Annotated in this window: 16 protein-coding genes; 7 read left to right on the plus strand and 9 right to left on the minus strand. The window is 51.4% G+C overall.

Annotated elements, in window-relative coordinates; genetic code table 11:
• Positions 1–13: 13 nt before the first annotated feature.
• From ACGHTT_RS04645 to ACGHTT_RS04655, 3 genes are all read right to left on the minus strand, one after another.
• Complete coding sequence (locus ACGHTT_RS04645; protein ID WP_390593811.1) at positions 14–3022, minus strand: TonB-dependent receptor domain-containing protein; 3009 nt, start codon at positions 3020–3022, stop codon at positions 14–16.
• Positions 3023–3119: 97 nt separating this feature from the next.
• Complete coding sequence (locus ACGHTT_RS04650; RefSeq protein ID WP_390593812.1) at positions 3120–4115, minus strand: FecR family protein; 996 nt, start codon at positions 4113–4115, stop codon at positions 3120–3122.
• Between the two features lie 447 nt (positions 4116–4562).
• Positions 4563–5108 carry an RNA polymerase sigma factor gene (locus ACGHTT_RS04655; RefSeq protein ID WP_390593813.1) on the minus strand — a complete coding sequence of 182 codons (546 nt, stop codon included), beginning with the start codon at positions 5106–5108 and terminating at the stop codon, positions 4563–4565.
• A 195-nt stretch (positions 5109–5303) separates the two neighbouring features.
• Between ACGHTT_RS04655 and ACGHTT_RS04660 the strand changes: the two genes are divergently transcribed.
• A complete protein-coding gene (locus ACGHTT_RS04660) occupies positions 5304–6089 on the plus strand; it encodes a hypothetical protein (RefSeq protein WP_390593815.1) in 786 nt (261 codons plus the stop codon).
• Here ACGHTT_RS04660 and ACGHTT_RS04665 read toward each other — a convergent pair.
• On the minus strand, positions 6078–6890 hold the full coding sequence (locus tag ACGHTT_RS04665; protein WP_390593817.1) for an HDOD domain-containing protein: 813 nt from the start codon (positions 6888–6890) through the stop codon (positions 6078–6080). The two genes, ACGHTT_RS04660 and ACGHTT_RS04665, sit on opposite strands and share 12 nt — an antisense overlap.
• A gap of 126 nt (positions 6891–7016) precedes the next feature.
• Here ACGHTT_RS04665 and ACGHTT_RS04670 point away from each other — a divergent pair, with 126 nt between their 5' ends.
• From ACGHTT_RS04670 to ACGHTT_RS04680, 3 genes are all read left to right on the plus strand, one after another.
• Positions 7017–8675, plus strand: coding sequence for a diguanylate cyclase (locus tag ACGHTT_RS04670; protein ID WP_390593819.1), 1659 nt, complete (start codon positions 7017–7019; stop codon positions 8673–8675).
• Positions 8676–8763: 88 nt separating this feature from the next.
• Complete coding sequence (gene rhlB, locus ACGHTT_RS04675) at positions 8764–10359, plus strand: ATP-dependent RNA helicase RhlB (protein ID WP_390593820.1); 1596 nt, start codon at positions 8764–8766, stop codon at positions 10357–10359.
• An 88-nt stretch (positions 10360–10447) separates the two neighbouring features.
• Positions 10448–11719: a diguanylate cyclase gene (locus ACGHTT_RS04680; RefSeq protein WP_390593821.1), complete on the plus strand. Its 1272-nt coding sequence runs from the start codon at positions 10448–10450 to the stop codon at positions 11717–11719.
• Between the two features lie 18 nt (positions 11720–11737).
• Here ACGHTT_RS04680 and cysZ read toward each other — a convergent pair whose 3' ends face one another.
• From cysZ to gatC, 5 genes are read right to left on the minus strand one after another with little or no spacing between them, the layout of a single operon-like run.
• Positions 11738–12511, minus strand: a complete 774-nt coding sequence (gene cysZ, locus ACGHTT_RS04685) for a sulfate transporter CysZ (protein ID WP_390593822.1) — start codon at positions 12509–12511, stop codon at positions 11738–11740.
• 21 nt (positions 12512–12532) lie between these two features.
• Positions 12533–12829, minus strand: coding sequence for a PA4642 family protein (locus tag ACGHTT_RS04690; RefSeq protein WP_390593824.1), 297 nt, complete (start codon positions 12827–12829; stop codon positions 12533–12535).
• A gap of 59 nt (positions 12830–12888) precedes the next feature.
• Positions 12889–14340: an Asp-tRNA(Asn)/Glu-tRNA(Gln) amidotransferase subunit GatB gene (gatB, locus tag ACGHTT_RS04695; protein ID WP_390593825.1), complete on the minus strand. Its 1452-nt coding sequence runs from the start codon at positions 14338–14340 to the stop codon at positions 12889–12891.
• A gap of 25 nt (positions 14341–14365) precedes the next feature.
• Positions 14366–15820, minus strand: a complete 1455-nt coding sequence (gatA, locus tag ACGHTT_RS04700) for an Asp-tRNA(Asn)/Glu-tRNA(Gln) amidotransferase subunit GatA (RefSeq protein WP_390593827.1) — start codon at positions 15818–15820, stop codon at positions 14366–14368.
• A gap of 22 nt (positions 15821–15842) precedes the next feature.
• Positions 15843–16130: an Asp-tRNA(Asn)/Glu-tRNA(Gln) amidotransferase subunit GatC gene (gene gatC / locus ACGHTT_RS04705; RefSeq protein ID WP_390593828.1), complete on the minus strand. Its 288-nt coding sequence runs from the start codon at positions 16128–16130 to the stop codon at positions 15843–15845.
• Between the two features lie 335 nt (positions 16131–16465).
• Here gatC and ACGHTT_RS04710 point away from each other — a divergent pair, with 335 nt between their 5' ends.
• From ACGHTT_RS04710 to mreD, 3 genes are read left to right on the plus strand one after another with little or no spacing between them, the layout of a single operon-like run.
• Positions 16466–17500, plus strand: a complete 1035-nt coding sequence (locus tag ACGHTT_RS04710; protein ID WP_290261460.1) for a rod shape-determining protein — start codon at positions 16466–16468, stop codon at positions 17498–17500.
• Positions 17501–17517: 17 nt separating this feature from the next.
• Positions 17518–18372, plus strand: coding sequence for a rod shape-determining protein MreC (gene mreC / locus ACGHTT_RS04715; protein ID WP_390593829.1), 855 nt, complete (start codon positions 17518–17520; stop codon positions 18370–18372).
• The gene (gene mreD / locus ACGHTT_RS04720) at positions 18350–18835 is read left to right on the plus strand and encodes a rod shape-determining protein MreD (protein WP_390593830.1); all 486 of its coding nucleotides are present in this window, start codon (positions 18350–18352) and stop codon (positions 18833–18835) included. The genes mreC and mreD overlap by 23 nt, the downstream gene beginning before the upstream one ends.
• Positions 18836–18846 lie beyond the last annotated feature (11 nt).

Consider the following 18846-nt stretch of genomic DNA (forward strand, 5'->3'; position numbering starts at 1 on the left):
GCAAGGTTAAAATCTAGAACTTCAGGCTAACCCGCCCATACCAAAACCGGCCTTTTAGGTCGTGGGTGCGGGAGTCCATGCTGTCGTTGAATGCCGATGCGGCGAAAGGGGCGGGATTGTCGAGTAGATTGTCTGCACCTAACGTTAGTTTTAGGCCTTTTTTTACCGGTAATAGGTAGTTGAATTGTACGTCGTGAGTAATCCAGCTATCGATGGTGCGCTTCGTGCCTGCTTTTGGGACTTCTTCTTCTAGGGGGCTGACATAGTTGATGGTGTAGTGCAGGTCTAGGCCGTCTTGTTGCCAGTGAATGCCGGTATTTGCTTTTAGTTTGGGTAGTGCGCCGTTGCCTTCGGAGGCTTCGTCGGAAAAGCTGCCGGCTAGTTCTTCAGTGGCCGCCGAAGGGGCTAATTGATCTTTAAATGAGTGCAGATGTGCAGCGTTTAGGGAGATGGACGCTAGTCCGGCGTCTATAAGATGCTGGTACTTTAGGGTTAGGTCCGCACCATTAATTTCCCTGCGGCCGATGTTAATGAAGGATGCATCAATTCTCTCAATGTCTCCTGCCGCGTTGCGAGTCACCTTGTCCTGAAATAATCCCGCTTCGGCATTTTGGTTGACGATATATTGCGCGGAGGCGTCTACGACGTCGTTTTGTTCAATCCAGAAAAAATCTAAGGCGGCGTATAAGCCTGGTAGCGTTGAAGGTGTCCAAACGATCCCTAGGGTGCTGTTGTTGGAGCTTTCGGGTTCAAGGTTGGTCGAGCCTGAAAACTCCGTTAGAAACTGATTTCGCGTGGGGTCGCTCTGCTGGTTGCAACCCACGAGCACGCCAACACTGTTTGGGTTGGCGCAAGGATCATCTAAGAACGCCTGTGTGGTTTGGCCACCCTTATGCAGCTCATTCAGGCTTGGCGCGCGGAAGCCCTTGGAGAAGGTGGTTCTGACCAATAGGTTGGCTGTTGGCTGATATCTTAGCCCGGCTTTTGGTGTCACGGCGGTGCCGAAGTCGCTGTAATGGGAGATGCGGCTGGCGATTTCTAAGTCTAGATGGTGGGCCCAGCTTGTATTTTGTGCCAGAGGTATTTGAAGTTCGGCAAACATTTCAGTGATGTTGCGCGCGCCTTCGGTGGCGGTGTCTTCGCCGCCGCCAATATAGAAGTCGTTATTTTCCAATGTGTTGGGTTTTCTGCTGGTGGATTCGCGTCGAACTTCGAACCCGCCAGCGGCCAATACTTCGCCGCTGGCTAACGCCGCCAATTGCGAGTCCAAGCTGAGAGACAGCCCCATGAGTTGGCTGTTGCCGCGCACATTGTTGTCAATGCGAATATAGTCGGCCATGTCCTGAGTAATACTACCTTCAGGGCCAAAGACATTCAGTGGGACGCAGCTGGCAGCGGCGTTGCATAGCGTGTCATCGCCCAGCGCCCGTTGGGTTTTGAGGCCGCTTAGCAGGTTTGTGCTTTCAAGTTGGGCGTTGGTTCGGCTCCAGAATTGGTTTAATTGCCAGCGAATGACGCCGTCGTCGCCTTCTAGTCCAATGTTGAGGCGGTAGGCTTGAGCGTTATTGATTTGCTCTCTCGGCCCCAGTTCAACAAGCCTTTTTCGAACGTCCCCAAGGGTTTGCCCAAAAGGGTTGTAAATATTGCTCGAATCAACGTCGATGGGCTCGGCTTCAAAACCAGTAAATAGTGGTGTGGGAGCCAAGGTAATGCTGGCTTCTGTACCCGTGTAAGACGCGTCGATAAACACGCTGGTGGTGTGGTTCAGTTCGAGCCTGGCCGTTGAAAAGAGGCTTGCTCGTGTCGAAGGTGATATGGAGCTGGTAAATGCGGGGTAGTCGAACAGATCGTTGACTGAGGCCGGTTCAAAGTCCGAGCTTGAGCTGCCGTCTTGGCCTTTGATGAGGGTGAGGACTTGATCGTTCACGGTGATGCGCCCGTCGGGCGTTGCACTGGATCGCAAATCGGCGCCGCCTTTGGCTAGGTTATTGGCGCTGCGAGCGACTTCTCTATCGCGACTCATGATGCCTTGCTGGTCGAAGTAAGAGGCGGCGACCATGAGCGAAGCTGTGTTGGATTGGGTACCCCAGAGCAGGCTGGTGGTGGCAGTTTCTAAGTCTGAACGCGACGTTTCGCCGTAAAATTGTTCGACTTGAAATCCCTCAAAGTTGCTCCTGAGGATGATATTAACAACCCCAGCAATGGCGTCAGACCCATAAACGGCGGATGCGCCATCTTTAAGGATCTCGATGCGCTCGACCGCAGCGGGGGGGATGGAGTTCAGGTCGATCGCATCGCCTGCTAGGCCTGAATAGGCCGTTCGTTGGCCATTTAGTAGGACCAACGTGTTATTGGCTGGTAGCCCTCGAAGTGTGACCGTTGCCGTGCCGTCACCGCCATTGCTAACCGCGGTAGAGGTTGAGTTCCCGGCGACTGTAGGGATGAATTTTAAGAACTCACCTAAGGTCTGAGCACCGCTCGCAGCCAGCTCGGGTTGGGAGATTACATCTATGGGTGAGGCGCCGGTGACATAGCTTTTTCTGATGCGCGAGCCGGTAATGGGTTTGCCTTCAACCGCAATCTCCTCTTGATAAAGGTTGAGGTAGTACTCGTCGGGCTGCTCAGCCTCGGCCGCAGCCAAGGTGATTGCGATGACTTGGCTGTTGATGATTTTGTAGCTGAGGCCAGAGTTAGCGAGAAGCAGATTGAGTGTTTCAAGGGTTGAAAGCGTTGTTTCTTGCGGCGCCACGGTGGGGGTGAGCTTGCCTTTGAGCAGGCTGCTAGGGAATACGATGCTGACATCGCCTTCGCGGCCCAACTTAATCAGGCTGTCTGAGAGCGGTACGGGGCTCGCTTGGCGGTTATCGTTAGAGAATACCACTTGGCTGTCGAGTGCAGCAAAAGCCGAACTCGATAATAGTGTGGCGACTGCGAACCATGCCCTGGCTGCATTGCGGGGTATTAGTTTGTGCATCTCTCTCGCATTTTTGGCTGCCACCTCTCTTAGTTGGAGGTTGGTCATTCCTAAAAAGGTGCCCGATTTGGTGTAATTACCCAAAATAGACAAAATCCACTCGAGGCTTACCTCAAATGGAGTCGTTTAATAGAGAGGTTATATATTATTCGCTACGAGCATACAAGCGAGCGCTGTCGCCGCTGGTGTCCTGCTGTAGGTCAAATGTGGTGATAAGAGCCGTTAATGTTGACTCGGGCGTCTGCAGACTAAACGTGCCGGAGACTCTAAGTTTTGCCAATGATGGGTCGGAGCTATCCACTGGCGCTTTGAGGTAGCGGTTGAGTTCGTTTAGGGCAGTTGTCAGGGGCTGATTTTCAAGGACTAAGAGCTTGTTTCTCCACGCCAGTGCTTGGCGCGCATTCGTGGTTCGAACAGTGGATAAGCCCTGCATATCAATAGACAGGCCTTCATCCGCTTTAACCAGCAAGGATTCCGGCTTGATTTGCGGCTGGGTTTCCCTTTCTTTGACGCTCACAATGCCTTCGATGACGGTTACTTTGACAGTTGAGGCGTCGCGATTGATGCCGAAGGCCGTGCCTACGGCTGTTACCGTGCCTTCCCCAACGTCAACCACAAAGGGGCGAGCTTTGTTGGAGGCCACTTTAAAGAAGGCTTCGCCACCGTCTAAGATCAGTTTTCGCTCTGAATCTGAATACTGAACGTGAATTTGGGAGTTGGTGTTTAGGTTTATGGTCGAGCCATCAGGCAGGCTGATGTTCTTCTGCTCGCCAATTTCAGTCGTATAGTAAAGCGTGTCAATATCCGAGCTCGGCGTGTTGTTAAAAAGGCCAAAGCCCAAAAATGCAACGAGTACAACTGAGGCAAACGCTACGGCGTGCCCACTGGGGAACCAGGAGGTAATCGAGCGCTTCGGCTCTAGATCTGAGCTAAGGAAAGCTTGTGCTTGTGTTGAGTATTTCAGCGCGCCTGTGGTTTGCCAGTCGCTCAGGGCGTTGTCAAACGCGAGTTCATGGTTTGCATCACTGTTTAGCCAATTTGAAAAGGCGGCTTTGTCAGCATGGGTGGCAGCATCAGAGCGTAAGCGTGCAATCCAGCCGCTAGCTTCGAGTGATATATGGTTTTGCTCTGCTGCGTTCACTGCTATTTCCTGCGATGCGCTTGCATCATTAAAATCGTGGTTTCGTTAAATCCGGCGATAGTTAGGCTTTCGCCCCTAAATGTCCGTATTAGTTAGACGTATCGCTCGGTTTGTAAGTCTTGGACATTGCCGAGACCAAATAATTCATCGTTCTATAACACTTGCCCCCACTCGTTTTACTGTAGATAGGGCTTCGATAGTTTCGCTATCTCGGCGAGACTTTTATAGCGGCTTCATCGCTATAAAGTTTTATTTCGTCGATTTTCTCTGCGTTTGTAGCTATTTGTTGCTGGTAAACGCTTGTTTTATCTCAAATGTGTCCCGTTCAGGGCGCGCGATATTAGCACAGGGTGGATTAAATTGGCACCCTTGTTGTGCCCTTCCAGTCATTTAGACGAACAGAGATTCATAGCTCGCAAGAAAAGATTTGAAAAAAGTGATCTAGCGCTAGATTTCGCTGGCGCCGACCCTTTCCAGTGCCTTTCTGCACGCTTTTAGTGCTTGCAGTATGTATTTTTCGACACTTGATACCGAAATTGCCATTTCCTGCGCAATTTCCGCATAGGAAAGACCTTTCAGGCGATGCAGTAGAAAGGCTTGGCGGCATTTTAACGGTAGCTTGCCGATGGCCTTTTCCATTTCGTTGAGTTGCTGTTTCGCCGCGAGTAGGCGTTCAGGCGTGCAGTAATCAGGCATGGCGCCTGGAATTTCGTAGTCGGCTAGCTGCCTAGTTACCTCACCTTGGAGGTAGTTGCTGTGTAGTTTTTCTCGCCTGATTTGATCGATCGCGAGATTAGAGGCGGTTTGATATAGATAGGCTTTTGGGTTATCCAACTCGCCGGCTTCGGCAAGCTTTTGTATGCGGATAAAGGCATTTTGGGCTATATCTTCGGCATCTTGCGCGCTCTTCATCTTTCGAGTCAGGTAGCGCACCAATCCCGTAGCATGGCTATCAAACAGTTGTTCGAGCATTGATTTTTTAGGTAATGCCATGTACCAAAGGTGTCTTTAGGTTGGATATTTTGTCGTTATGGGCGCTTTTCCCTAACTAGGGCGTATCGAGCGAGTGGCGTTTTATATCACAGGCGCAGTTTATAGGACAGCGCTTGCACTTCGCAACAGCAGGTTGCGACTCAGAGCTGTTGCCTCAGGTATGATACATCGCTTAACGACGAGGGATATCGAGTAATGATTAATGCAGTGATGCACCTACTATCGTGGGGGTTGGTGATTGTTTTGGTTTGGGGGCATATGGGTGCCGCTCCGGTGCAGAAAAAAAATGAGTTTCGCGGCGTAGCCGAGCTTGGGCAGGGAACCTACTTGGTTGCCGCTGGCGAGGCTAACCGATTTGGTCTGCTGAAATACGATGACACTGGGCTGGGTTTTCGCGCCATAAAGATTGATGACTGGGAGGGGCGCTTAGCTGGGCAGCTGATCGGTCTCTGCGCCGTAAAAGGCTATGAGGGCGAGGTTGTGGCCGCCATCGTGCAACCAGGTGAGCAAGCTTCACTGGTGCATCTTCAAGTGCGTAATTGGTCCAAAACGCCTAAAGCCACAATCTTGGGGCAGGCTCTAGTGCCCAAAGCGCTGGCGTTAACGGCGTTGAGTTGTGGTCAGGCGTCGCAATCGGCTATGGCGCTCACGCTATTTAGTGAAGGGCAGCGTTTCTCTGCCGAGTACTCTTTTGAGGATCATACACTGTCGAGCTTACAACCCGCCGCGTTGGAACTTAATCCTCTGAGTGCTTATGAGGATGCTCGTGGTTGGTGGCTAGCCATCCCTGAGTCAGCTGGGCAGGGCACGGTTATTTGGTCATTTCCCTTTAGCGGGGATGCCTTCCCAGCTTTTCGCTTAGATGGATTCCGGGTTACAGGTATTGCCTCCGGCCCAGCGGGTTATGATATTAGTGTGGTCACCTCTGACCCGGGGTTGGGCAGCGTCTGGCGCCCCTTGCGAGTGCCATTAGCCCAGTAGCTCGTCTAGACCTGAGTCAATCGCTTTAGTTTCGGCCAATCTGTTTTTCATCTGGTCGACATCTATGCCAATGGATTTGGCAATGTGGTCTGGGAATTCGGCCAGCATTTGCTCGGGCTGTTTACTGGCGTTCAGGGACAGGATGAACATTGCTAGGTAGACCGTTTTGGCATAGGGTGCGGGTTGCTCGGGAGAGAGTTGGAAGCGCACGGCGTCTACTATTTCCTGCGGAAAGCGCCAGCTTTGTGCCAGTTCGGCGCCGGCCTCGGTAAAGTCGAAGCCAAGTTGGCGATCTTGTATTTGTTTTCGGTCTTGCCCTTGGCCTACAGCACTATCGATTACTATCGCTTTGTCTGGCGTCAATATGTGGATGAGTAGGCCGCCAATATTGTGCATCATGCCGCAAGTGAAGGCGATTTCTGAGTCTAGCTTGGTAAATTTCGCTAGCCACTTGCACAGTGCTGCACAGGTAAAACTGTTGCGCCAGAATTGTTTGATATCGAATCCCTCGGGTGCCTTAAAGGCCGAGGTCAGGCCAGAGGCTAACACTAGCGTTCTCAGAGCGTTAAAACCCAAGACAACCACGGCATCATTCACCGAACCTATCTTGCGGTTGCCGCCGTAGCGTGCGGAATTGGCCATTCGCAGCACCTTGGCGGTGAGTACTTGATCCGACGCTAGCTTCTTTGCAATGTCATCGGTGTTGATATCTTCATTTCCAAAGCTCTCAATCAACTCTTGTACCACCTTGGGTATGTTGGGTAATTGTTGCGCTTTGTTCATCATGTCTTTTAGTGGCATGGCTCGACCTCTATTTAACGTTGACCGGCTCAGAGTTTAGTGCAGAAATTGATGGCTGCTACCGAATTCTGACGAGTGCCTTATTCCGTCTACACTGAGAAGAGATCTTTCATATTAGAGGTAGGCGTGCGGCGATTAACTTTTCAGCAAGGCTATTTGTTGCGAACAAGAGCGATCTGGTTGGGTTGCGCCGCCTTTGCCTTCCTTTTAGCTGCGCAATTGGGGGTCAGGTATTACTTTAACCTGCCGGTGATGTTGCAGTTGGTAACAGTTGCTGATAGTAAGGACCGATTGCGGGTGGAGAAGGTTCTATCTCACCGACTGGCGGTTTATGAGAGCCGGGTTGCCGATAATGCGCTGTGGAATGACGCCTTTGAATTTGTCACGCAGCCAAACGATACTTTTATCAAAAGTAATTTCGATCGGCGTACTTTGATTGATAATGATTTGGATGGTGTCATATTTCTCGATACGCAGGGCAAGGTGATATGGCAGTATGGCTTGCACTTTGATCACGAGACACGTGCCGATTCACAGCTTACAGAGCCGCCAATTATCGGTGCACAACTACTACAGGCATTTTATATCGAGCCGCAAAGACCGGCGCAGGGCCTGTTCGAAACTCGTACGGGCTATGTTCGGGCTAGCGAGGGCGCCCTTGTTTATTCTGCATCACCTATATTTCCAACTAATCTTGGCGACGACGAGTTAAAAAGTCGCGGCACATTGGTGATGTGGGCTTGGTTGGACGATCAGTATTTTCAATCGCTGGCCGAGCAAACCAAGCTAGATGTGACGGCGCGATATTTAGTTCAAGGCGAGGAATCCCTTGAAAGCTCGTGGCGCCATTTGCTGGTTCAGTCTGAGGGCCTTCGCAATGCCGACGATCAGCTTGCTTGGTTGTTGAAGGATATTAATGGTGAGCCAGTCTATTTGTTGAGTATTCAGTTTGAGCCGCTGGGGCCCGAGTATCAGCTCTTTTCTCAGGCAATTTTAGTTGGCGTTATTGCAGCGTTGTTGTTGATAGTAGGTTTGGCTCTGGTGGTGAAAGTTTGGTTGGTCAATCCGTTGACGGCTATTGGGCGGCAAATGGATGACATTACAGAATTTGGTACTTATGAGGATCGGTTGTCGGTCAGAAGCTATGGCGAGCTGGAGCAGTTGGCCAGCCAATTTAACTTGCTGCTTGATGAAGTTTGCCGACAGCAGGATTTAGCGAGAAAAAAGCACGCTAAGCTACACTTGGCTTCCATTTCAGACGGCTTAACAGGCTTGGCTAATCGGCGCTACCTTGATCAGTTTATGGATGAATCTTGGGAAAAAGCTAAAGCTCAACGCGCTACCTATAGCTTGATATTAATCGATATCGATTTCTTCAAAAAATATAACGACAACTACGGGCATGCCGCAGGCGATCGCGTGTTGAGTCAAGTCGCTCAGCTGCTTCAATCTTTCCAGCCAAACCTAGAGGCGCTCACTGCTCGCTATGGTGGCGAAGAGTTTTCAATGGTGATTGTTGGCGCCAGCCGCGAGGCGGTTGCTACCCTGTGCTCGAGTCTTTGTGCCGCCGTCCGCGAGCAAAAAATTGCGCACCTAGGCTCATCCTTTGGCCATTTAACGGTGAGTGTCGGCGCGGTATCTCTTTTTGCGGGAGAGCCGCTACCTGAATCCTTGGGCGGTCCAAATCCACTGAGAACTATTTTTAAGGCGGCGGATTCTGCCCTATATCAAGTAAAAAATAGTGGGCGCAATAACTATAAAATGGGCGTAATTGACGAATATTAGCTTAATTTTCGGCTTTGATTGGTCAAAATACACGCAGTTCAGCCTGCCGTGTTATACTCCCGCGCCTTAATCCGGTGAGTATTCCACATTGATCGTCAAATTTATAAAAAACTTAGTGGGTGGCCAGCATTCAGCCCCCAAGCCCAGTGAAGGCAAGCAAGAAGTCAGGCAAAATCGCAGTTCAGACAGTAAACAGCCAAGTCGAGTCCCGAGGCCAGAAAAACCCGACGCTAAAGGTGCAAGTGACTCTCGAGCTAAGCATAGTGGTCATCGTCAGGGTGGTCGTGGCCGAGGGGCAAAACGCGATAACGCTCCAGCAAAAGACGCCCCTCAAGAGCCAAAGGCCGCTGATAACTGGGATATATCAGCGTTTAAGGTTGCCAAGGTTGCCGATAAAACACGCTTCCACGACTTAGATCTTCCTCTACCGTTGATGCACGCCATCGCTGACCTCGGTTTTGAGTACGCATCCCCTATACAGGCGCAATCCTTGCCTTATGCGCTGAATGGCGATGATTTAGTGGGCAAGGCGCAAACAGGCACGGGTAAAACGGCCGCCTTTTTAATCGCTATCATTGATGAGCTGATGAATAACCCGATTCAGGGTGAGCGTTTTGCCGGCGAGGCGCGCGCGCTGATTATTGCGCCGACGCGCGAATTGGTAATTCAAATTGCCGATGATGCCAAGTTGCTAACCAAGTACACGGACTTAACCGTACACACCTTGGTTGGTGGCATGGATTACGGCAAGCAACAGCAGCGCTTGCATGGAGAGTTGGTCGATATTTTGGTGGCGACGCCCGGCCGTCTGATTGATTTTACTGGTAACCGCGATTGTTATTTGGATCATGTCGAAATTCTGGTGCTCGATGAAGCCGATCGCATGTTGGACATGGGCTTTATTCCGCAAGTGCGCAGAATTATTCGCCAGACACCGCAGAAATCGCAGCGCCAAACGCTGCTATTCTCTGCCACCTTTACCGACGACGTGTTGAGCTTGGCGGAGCAGTGGACGGTCGATCCCGTGCGTATTGAGATTGAGCCCGAATCGGTGGCTACCGATACCGTCGAGCAATTTGTCTATCTTGCCAGCACGGAAGAAAAGTACACGCTGCTCTATAATTTGTTGAATCAAGATAACGTAGAAAGCTTGATTGTGTTTGCCAATCGCAGAGATGAATGTCGGCGTTTACACGAGCAGTTAATTGCCCATGGCTTTAAAGCTGGCTTGTTATCCGGTGAGGTCGCACAAAATAAGCGTGTTAAAACACTCGATGACTTTAAAACCGGCAGAATAAAAGTGTTAGTGGCAACCGATGTTGCTGGCCGAGGTATCCATATTAGTGGCATCAGTCATGTGGTCAATTTCACCTTGCCCGAAGAGCCTGAGGATTACGTGCATCGCATTGGTCGAACTGGCCGCGCCGGTAGTCATGGTACATCTATCAGCTTTGCCTGCGAGGACGATGCCTTTCGGTTGATGCCTATTGGTGATTTGCTAGGTGCGCCCTTGAAGTGCGAGCAACCACCTGAAGTCTTGTTGGCACCCACCCCGGCTTTACTGCCGCCGGCAAAGCGCTCGAGAGGCCCCAGGCCTTCCAGTGGTGGTCGCTCTGGCAGCTCGTCCAGAGGTGGTGGAAGCAGATCTGGTGGGCATCGCTCAAGCGGGCACCGATCCCGATAACGCATTAATCAACCCGGCAGCCGCCGGGTTTTTTATTTCCGGTCTAGACTGATAGGCATCTTTGCGAAAATGTTTAGGACGGAACACCATGAAACGTATATTAGTGGTTGAAGACAGTCAGCTCGTCACTAAGGTTGTACGGCATGTTGTTAAACTCGATAGTGGTTTGGAGGCGGTTTACGCCTCCAGCCTTGCTGAGGCTAAGGAGCAGTTAGCTCGTAATAATGGGCAGTTGTTTGCGGCATTGGCCGATTTAAATTTACCGGATGCGCCTGACGGTGAAGTGGTTGATTTAATTTTGGCCGAAGGTATACCCACCATTGTGCTAACCGGCAGTTATGATGAACAGCGACGCGAGAAAATATTGGCCAAAGGAATTGTCGATTATGTGGTGAAAGAGGGTCGGTATTCTTATGAATATGCCATCGGTGTTGTACACCGGCTTGCCCACAATCAGGCGACGACGGTTCTCGTCGTCGATGATTCAGAGACTTCTCGACGATATATTTCTGAGCTATTAAAGCGCCAGCAGTTTGTCGTTTTAACCGCATCTAATGGCGTTGAGGCTATTAAATTGTTACTGGCGCACGAGGATATTAAGCTGGTGATAACTGACTTCAACATGCCCATGATGGACGGCATAGAGTTAGTTAAAAACATTCGCTATAAGTATGAGAAAAGCGACCTAGTGATTATTGGGTTGTCGGGCCGGGGAGAGAAATCGTTATCGGCGCAGTTTATTAAAAATGGTGCAAATGATTTTTTACATAAACCCTTCAACTACGAAGAGTTTACTTGTCGAGTTAGGCACAATGTGGAATCCCTCGAACTAATACAGCAGATTCGTGCGGCAGCGTTTAAGGATTATCTGACGGGCGCCTGGAATCGGCGCTACTTTTTCGACCATGCCGAACCTATTCATCGGGAAGCCATACAGAATCAATCCCAACTTGCCGTCGTGCTCATCGATCTGGATCATTTTAAAAAGATTAATGACTCTTACGGCCATGAAGCCGGTGACCAAGTGTTAGTTGAGGTGGCGAGTCTATTGAATACCAAGCTCAACCGCTTTCTGGTGGCTCGAGCAGGTGGTGAAGAATTTTTTGTCTTATTGCCGGGTTTAGATAACGATCAGGCGCAATCGTTGATTTCACAATTGCGTCAAATGCTCGCGTCTCGCCCAGTCATATTGGCGGATGGTACCGAGCTTTATATCAGCTTTAGTGCGGGTGTGACCAATCAGCTTTGCGGTAATTTGGATGAGCAGCTCGCAGTCGCCGACAGGTTTCTGTTCCGTGCCAAAGACGCAGGTCGAAACCTCGTGGTGGGCGACGACGATGAAGATGACGACAATGTTTAAGTGTCAATCCATCGAGCTTCAAGAACTCAACAGTCTCGAGGGGTCTAAGGGTTTACCCTGAATGTCTCTTAACCAGAATACGGTAGCGCCGGCAACGGCTATCGGCATCACGAATATATTCAATACCGGTACCATGTTGCCGAACATAACGAGGCCACCAAAACTGTAGCTACCCAGTGTTTGGCTGCCGAGTTGAGCGCGTAGCGTTTTAAAGGGTGTTTTGTGGTTGTCAGAGGCATAGTCAACATATTGGATCGACATACACCAGGCACCCCAAAGTACGCCAATAATGGGCGCTAGTAAGTTCACGATTGGGATAAATGCTAATACGAACATAAGTAGTAGTACCAAGAAACCGCGCGAAATGAAATACCACAACTTCAACAGTTCACGTAACAGCGTTCTTGGGATCATTTGGTGCAGTGGCTCTGCGGGTGGAGCAATACCGGTTAATTTCTCTTCTATTTTTTCTGCAAGGATACCGTTGAACGGCGCGGCAATTAAATTAGTGATAATGCTAAAGCTGTAGCCATAGACAAATATCACTAGAAAGGCTGCAAACAGCCAAAGAATACTGCCTAAGAAACTAAGCCAGCCGGGCAGATAGCTCATCATGCCGTCCATCAGTAGGCCAAACTCGCTTAACAGCCAAGCGGTTACCACAAAGAATAAAACCACGTTAATGATCATCGGCACTAAAATAAACACCCGCAATTCTGGCTGCAGAATGAGCTTGAGACCCAGCGAGAGAGCGGCTGGGCCTGAGGTTGGGTTGCCATTCAATGCGAACATGTAAATCCCTTGTGATAGTACTTAGTGTGCGCCGGCTTCGGTCAGGATGGCAGCATAGTCACTACCTTGGCGGTGTTGCTTGGCCAAGGTAAGCAGTGTTTGCCCTTCGCTGTTTTTGGCGTCGATATTTCTGCCTGCCTCGAGAAAAAAACCAACGAAAGTTGCGAAATTTTCCGCAACCATACCGCGGTAGGCTTTTTCTAGACAGTGAAAGTCGGCGTCTACCCCAGCTGGCGGTGTGACATCTAAAAAGGTTTTTACTTGCTCGTCGCTAAATACTTCGCCGAGAACTTTTTGTTTATCTTTTTTGAGAGACATATTTATGAACCTGTTGCTGTGCAGCCGTGGGCTGCACTCAGTCGTTGTTGATGTGACGTTTAAAGGAGTGCGTTGAGCTTCTTCAGCAGAATGTCATTGATCGCTTGAGGGTTTGCCTGTCCCTTTGACGCTTTCATGATCTGGCCAACGAAGAAACCGAGCATTTTAGGTCGCTTGTCTGGGTCAGCTGCACGGTAGTTTTCTACTTGTTTCGGGCTTGCTGCAATAATGTCATCGGCCATGGCTTCGAGGGCACCGGTATCCGATACCTGCTTGAGCCCACGCGCGTCGATAATAGTATCGGCGTCGCCTTCGCCGGCCCAGAGGCCATCGAAAACGTCCTTGGCTTGCTTGCTGGAGATGGTGCCGTCTTTAATGCGCGCAATCATACCGCCTAACTGCTCAGCGCTAACGGGGCTGGCAGAAAGGCTCAAGTCGTCTGCGTTCAAACGCGCCGCTAATTCGCCCATGATCCAGTTGGCAGACAGTTTCGCTTCGCCAGAGGCGAGTACTGCTTTTTCAAAGAACTGGGCTGTCGTTAGATCGTCGGCCAATTGTGCGGCATCGTAATCGGATAGCTGGTAGCTCTCAATAAAGCGTGCTCGACGTGCGTTGGGTAGTTCGGGCAGGCTGGCTCGCACTGACTCGATGTAGTCGTCGTCGAGGATGACGGGCAGTAGATCGGGGCAGGGGAAGTAGCGGTAGTCGTTCGCTTCTTCCTTTGAACGCATGGAGCGAGCCTCTTTGCGTTCGCCGTTATACAGGCGCGTTTCTTGTCGCACAGTGCCGCCATCTTCGATTAGATCGATTTGACGCTCGACTTCTAATTTAATGGCTTCCTCCATGAAGCGGAAGGAGTTTAAGTTCTTTGTTTCGGTGCGCGTGCCCAGTTTTTCCTCGCCCAGAGGTCGCACAGAAATATTGACATCGAAGCGCATGGAGCCCTGTGACATCTCGCCATCGCAAATGCCGAGCGAAGTTACGATAGAGTGTAATTTTTTCGCAAAGGCTACAGCCTCTTCGGCATTGCGCATGTCGGGCTCGGAGACAATCTCAATCAGTGGTGTGCCGGCGCGGTTCAAATCGATACCGCTCATGCCGTGGTAGTCTTCGTGCAGAGATTTACCCGCATCCTCTTCTAGGTGCGCATGGTGGATTCGCACCTGCTTTGTGCGTCCACCGCTCAATTCGATCTCAACGACGCCGGCGCCAACAATGGGGGCTTCCAGCTGCGTGGTTTGATAGCCCTTGGGTAGGTCGGGGTAAAAATAATTTTTGCGCTCAAAAAATGAACGTTTGCCGATGTCCGCATTGATTGCCAAGCCAAACATGGTGGCATAGCGGTAGGCTTGCTGGTTTACTACGGGCAGCGTGCCCGGCATGGCGAGATCGATAGCGCAAGCTTGTGTGTTCGGCTCAGCGCCGAACGCCGTGCTGGCGCCGGAAAATATTTTTGTTGCTGTGGCCAGTTGCACATGCACTTCTAGGCCGATAACCGTTTCCCATTGCATAGGGATGACTCCTTAAAAATATGGCCTATTCGATGCCTTGCGGCGCCAGTTGGTGAAAATTGGTCGCCTGTTGGAATTTGTGCGCGGCATTGAGCATGCGCGCCTCTTCAAAATAATTGCCAATGAGCTGAAGGCCAACGGGTTTGTTATCCACTAGACCACAGGGGATAGACATGCCCGGTAGCCCGGCTAAATTGGTGGCGATGGTGTAGATATCTTCTAGGTACATGGCAATCGGGTCTGCACCTTTGGCGCCAAAGGCAAAGGCCGGTGATGGCGAGGTGGGGCCAACCACGAGATCCACTTCTTTAAACGCGTCGACAAAATCTTGTTTGATGAGGCGGCGAACCTTTTGTGCCTTGCGGTAGTAGGCGTCGTAGTATCCGGCAGACAGGCAGTAGGTGCCAATCAAAATACGGCGCTGTACTTCTTCACCAAAGGCTTCGCCGCGCGAGCGCTTGTACAGGTCGGATAAGTCGCTTGGGTTCTCGCAGCGGTAGCCGTAGCGAACTCCGTCGAAGCGCGACAAGTTGGCTGAGCATTCCGCAGGCGCGATCACATAATAAGCCGGAACCGCTAAGGCGGAGTGCGGCAAGCTAATCTCTTTAACTTTTGCGCCCATGGCTTGATATTGTTTGATCGCCGCCTCTACCGCTTTTTGCGTGCCAGCGTCTAAACCTTCGCCGAAATATTCTTTTGGTACACCCAAGGTTAAACCGTCAAGTGAGTCGTTTAAATGGGCGCTGTAATCGGGTACCTCGCGGTCGATGTTGGTTGAATCTTTTGGATCGAAAGATGCCATGGCATTCATCATTAACGCGGCGTCTTCGGCGGTGCGCGTTAGCGGCCCAGCTTGATCGAGGCTGGATGCGAAGGCAATCATGCCCCAGCGAGATACGCGGCCATAGGTGGGCTTTAAGCCGGTTAGGCCACACAGGGCCGCAGGCTGGCGAATCGAACCGCCGGTGTCGGTTGCTGTTGCGGCCGGGGCTAGGCGCGCGGCGACGGCTGCAGCGGAACCACCGGACGAACCACCGGGAACACAGTTAACATCCCACGGGTTTTTTACCGGGCCGTAGAAGCTGGTTTCATTCGATGAGCCCATGGCGAATTCGTCCATGTTGGTTTTACCCAACATCACAGCGCCGGCCGTTTGGTAATTTTCCACCACCGTTGCATCGTAGGGGGAAATGAAATTATCGAGCATTTTCGAGCCGCAGCTGGTACGAATGCCCTTGGTGCAAAAAATATCTTTGTGCGCAATGGGTACGCCGCACAGTGGGTTGGTGTCACCTTGGGCGAGTCTCGCATCGGCGGCTTTTGCCTGTGCGATGGCGACGTCTTCGGTGATGGTAATAAAACTGTTGTAGTTGCCGTCTAGGCGTTTTATGCGCGCTAGAAAATGACGCGTGAGCTCTTCGCTTGACCAAGCTTTAGATTGCAGGCCCGCACTCAGTTCGGCGATAGTTTTGTTGTGCATGTTGTTGTCCTTAATGCGACGATCAGTCGATAACCTTGGGTACTAGGTAGAGGCCATCTTCTGTGGCTGGTGCAATTGCTTGGAAGGCGTCGCGCTGGTTGGTTTCGGTGACCACATCGGCGCGCAAGCGCTGGTTGGCATCCATTGGGTGTGCCATGGGCGCAACCTTGTCGGTGTCGGCTGCTTGTAACTGGTCCACGAGCGCCAGCACATTGGCTAAGCGGTTGGTGACTTCGTCGATTGTCGCTTCGCTGATTTCTAGCCGCGCGAGTTCGCCCAACTTTTCAATATCAGATCGATCCACTGCCATGGTAATTCTCCGTCGTCAGGATCTTGTAGTCGTACTTGAGCGCGCAAATTTTAAGCATTTGACCCTGTGGTTTCGGTCAAAGTTTGTCTAAGGGCACTAGTTTGTGAAAAAGGGCGCTAAACTTACCATATTTGCGCCTTGCTCAAAATCCCTACCGTTGTTAGAGTGCGTGGATTATGGACGAAGTGGCCATTAACCTGCGCGATTCCTGTCACACGGCGCCTGAAGTGTAATTTATACGGTGAAAACCCTATAACAAGCGTCACAGTGGTTCACGCCAAGGCCCGACTCCTCAATAACAATTCAGTTTATCAGCAGTAAGGTGCGCCCCACCCATGTTTAAACGCCTGCGCGGTATGTTTTCTAACGACCTGTCCATCGACTTGGGCACGGCAAATACACTTATTTATGTACGCGAACGCGGTATCGTCCTCGATGAGCCGTCTGTGGTTGCTATTCGCCAGCACAACGGTTCCAAAATTGTGGAAGCTGTCGGCGTTGAAGCGAAGCGCATGTTGGGTCGAACCCCAGGCAATATCACCGCTATTCGGCCCTTAAAAGATGGCGTGATTGCGGATTTCCAAGTTACCGAAAAAATGCTGCAGCACTTTATCCGCAAAGTGCATGAAAATAGCTGGTTTCAGCCGTCGCCCAGAGTACTTATCTGCGTACCGTGTTTATCCACCGAGGTTGAGAAACGAGCGATTCGCGAGTCCGCCATCGGCGCTGGTGCGCGCGAAGTGCGTTTAATTGAAGAGCCCATGGCGGCCGCTATTGGCGCCGGCTTGCGGGTGGAAGAAGCCACCGGCTCTATGGTGGTAGATATCGGCGGAGGCACCACGGAGATTGCCATTATCTCCTTGAATGGTGTGGTCTACTCTGATTCCGTGCGCATTGGTGGCGACCGTTTTGACGAGGCCATTGTTAATTATGTGCGTCGCAACTACGGCTCGGTGATAGGCGATGCCACTGCTGAGCGCATTAAGCAAGAAATTGGTTGTGCTTTCCCCGGTAGTGAGGTGCGTGAAATCGACGTGCGCGGTCGCAACTTGGCTGAAGGTGTGCCGCGTAGTTTTACCTTGAATTCCGATGAAATTCTCGAAGCGCTGCAAGAGCCTTTGGCCGGTATCGTTCAAGCGGTGAAAAGTGCGCTCGAGCAGTCGCCGCCAGAATTGGCATCTGACATCGCCGAGAGCGGTATCGTTTTGACCGGTGGCGGTGCCTTGTTGCGCGACATCGATCGCTTACTCTCTGAAGAGACTGGCTTGCCGGTTATTGTTGCCGACGATCCGTTGACTTGCGTTGCTCGTGGTGGCGGTAAGGCAATGGACCTCATGGATAAGCGAAATATCGATCTGCTGTCCTCTTAAGCCTGTAAACAGGAGGCTTGACGATCAAACCGCTGTTTACCAAAGGGCCCTCCCCAGCATCGCGTGCCAGTGTGCTCATTGCGGCGATGTTGGCGTTGATATTAATCAACCGCTATACCACGTGGCTCGATCCTGCGCGCGAGCAGTTAGGCGTTATTGCCGCACCTTTTTATTGGCTCTCTAACGTACCCTCGCGACTCGGTGAGTGGCTGGATGACAGCATGAGCTCGCGCGAAGAGCTCGAGCAACAAAATGCTGCCCTAAAAGGGGAGGTCTTAGTGCTCAAGCGCAAGACCCAGCAAATGGCCTCGTTAGCCGCTGAAAACGTGCGATTGCGCCAACTGTTAAACTCGGCAGATTTAATCGAAGACCGCGTTCTAGTTGCCGAACTCATCGGTGTCTCGCCCAATCCTCAGTCTCATATCGTCGTCGTTAATAAAGGCAGTGACGATGGCGTCTATGTTGGTCAGCCCTTGCTCGATGCCAATGGTTTGATGGGCCAGGTGATAGATATTACCGCGGTGACCAGTCGTGTCATGCTCATTACCGATCCCACTCACGCCTTGCCGGTGCAAGTTAACCGTAACGGCGTGCGGGCCATTGCCGAGGGGGTGGGCGACTTGTATTCGTTAAAGTTACGCCATTTATCGAGCACGGTGGATATTCGAGCTGGTGATCTGCTAGTGTCATCTGGCCTGGGGCGGCGCTTCCCCGTGGGCTATCCGGTGGCCGAGGTGGTGTCGGTGACCATGGAGCCTGGCAAGCCCTTTGCCGATGTTATCGCCGTACCTAAGGCACAGCTCAATCGCAGTCGACATGTACTGCTGGTATTTGATAACGAGACAAGTCGTGCAGGCACCCAAGCCCAATAATTTGTGGATTCTCCCGCTGATGCTGGCCATTGGCTTGCTTTTGGCGGTTTGGCCCATGGGCAGTTGGAGCGCTTACAGACCCGCCTGGATCGTGTTGCTATGCACCTATTGGGTACTTGCTTTGCCCTACCGCGTGGGCTTGGTCGCCCTGTGTTTTGTCGGCTTGTTGCAGGATATTGTCGAGGGCGGCATGCTGGGTTTTCATGCACTCTCACTGGTACTTATTGGTTATGTTTGTCTCTTGTCTTATCAACGCCTTCGCAACTACGCGCCTTGGCAGCAAGCCGGTTGGCTGTTTGTCCTAGTGGGTATGCAGCAGGTCATCGGCAATTGGGTCAACTCACTCTCCGGCCATGAATATACCGGGTTAGATTTTCTCCTGCCGGCGCTGACCAGCGCTTTGTGTTGGCCAGCCGTCCATCGCTCGCAACAATGGTTGCGCCGGCGTTACAAGGTCACTTAGCTCGCTTTCCT

Source organism: Simiduia litorea (genome assembly GCF_042853465.1).
In the GTDB taxonomy this organism is placed as follows: Bacteria; Pseudomonadota; Gammaproteobacteria; order Pseudomonadales; family Cellvibrionaceae; genus Simiduia; species Simiduia litorea.

Bases quoted from the DNA above. Each gene is read 5' to 3' on its own strand.
- ACGHTT_RS04645 (WP_390593811.1), bottom strand. From the start codon at position 3,022: ATGACCAACCTCCAACTAAGAGAGGTGGCAGCCAAAAATGCGAGAGAG.
- ACGHTT_RS04655 (WP_390593813.1), bottom strand. From the start codon at position 5,108: ATGGCATTACCTAAAAAATCAATGCTCGAACAACTGTTTGATAGCCAT.
- ACGHTT_RS04660 (WP_390593815.1), top strand. From the start codon at position 5,304: ATGATTAATGCAGTGATGCACCTACTATCGTGGGGGTTGGTGATTGTT.
- ACGHTT_RS04665 (WP_390593817.1), bottom strand. From the start codon at position 6,890: ATGCCACTAAAAGACATGATGAACAAAGCGCAACAATTACCCAACATA.
- ACGHTT_RS04680 (WP_390593821.1), top strand. From the start codon at position 10,448: ATGAAACGTATATTAGTGGTTGAAGACAGTCAGCTCGTCACTAAGGTT.
- cysZ (WP_390593822.1), bottom strand. From the start codon at position 12,511: ATGTTCGCATTGAATGGCAACCCAACCTCAGGCCCAGCCGCTCTCTCG.
- ACGHTT_RS04690 (WP_390593824.1), bottom strand. From the start codon at position 12,829: ATGTCTCTCAAAAAAGATAAACAAAAAGTTCTCGGCGAAGTATTTAGC.
- gatB (WP_390593825.1), bottom strand. From the start codon at position 14,340: ATGCAATGGGAAACGGTTATCGGCCTAGAAGTGCATGTGCAACTGGCC.
- gatA (WP_390593827.1), bottom strand. From the start codon at position 15,820: ATGCACAACAAAACTATCGCCGAACTGAGTGCGGGCCTGCAATCTAAA.
- gatC (WP_390593828.1), bottom strand. From the start codon at position 16,130: ATGGCAGTGGATCGATCTGATATTGAAAAGTTGGGCGAACTCGCGCGG.
- ACGHTT_RS04710 (WP_290261460.1), top strand. From the start codon at position 16,466: ATGTTTAAACGCCTGCGCGGTATGTTTTCTAACGACCTGTCCATCGAC.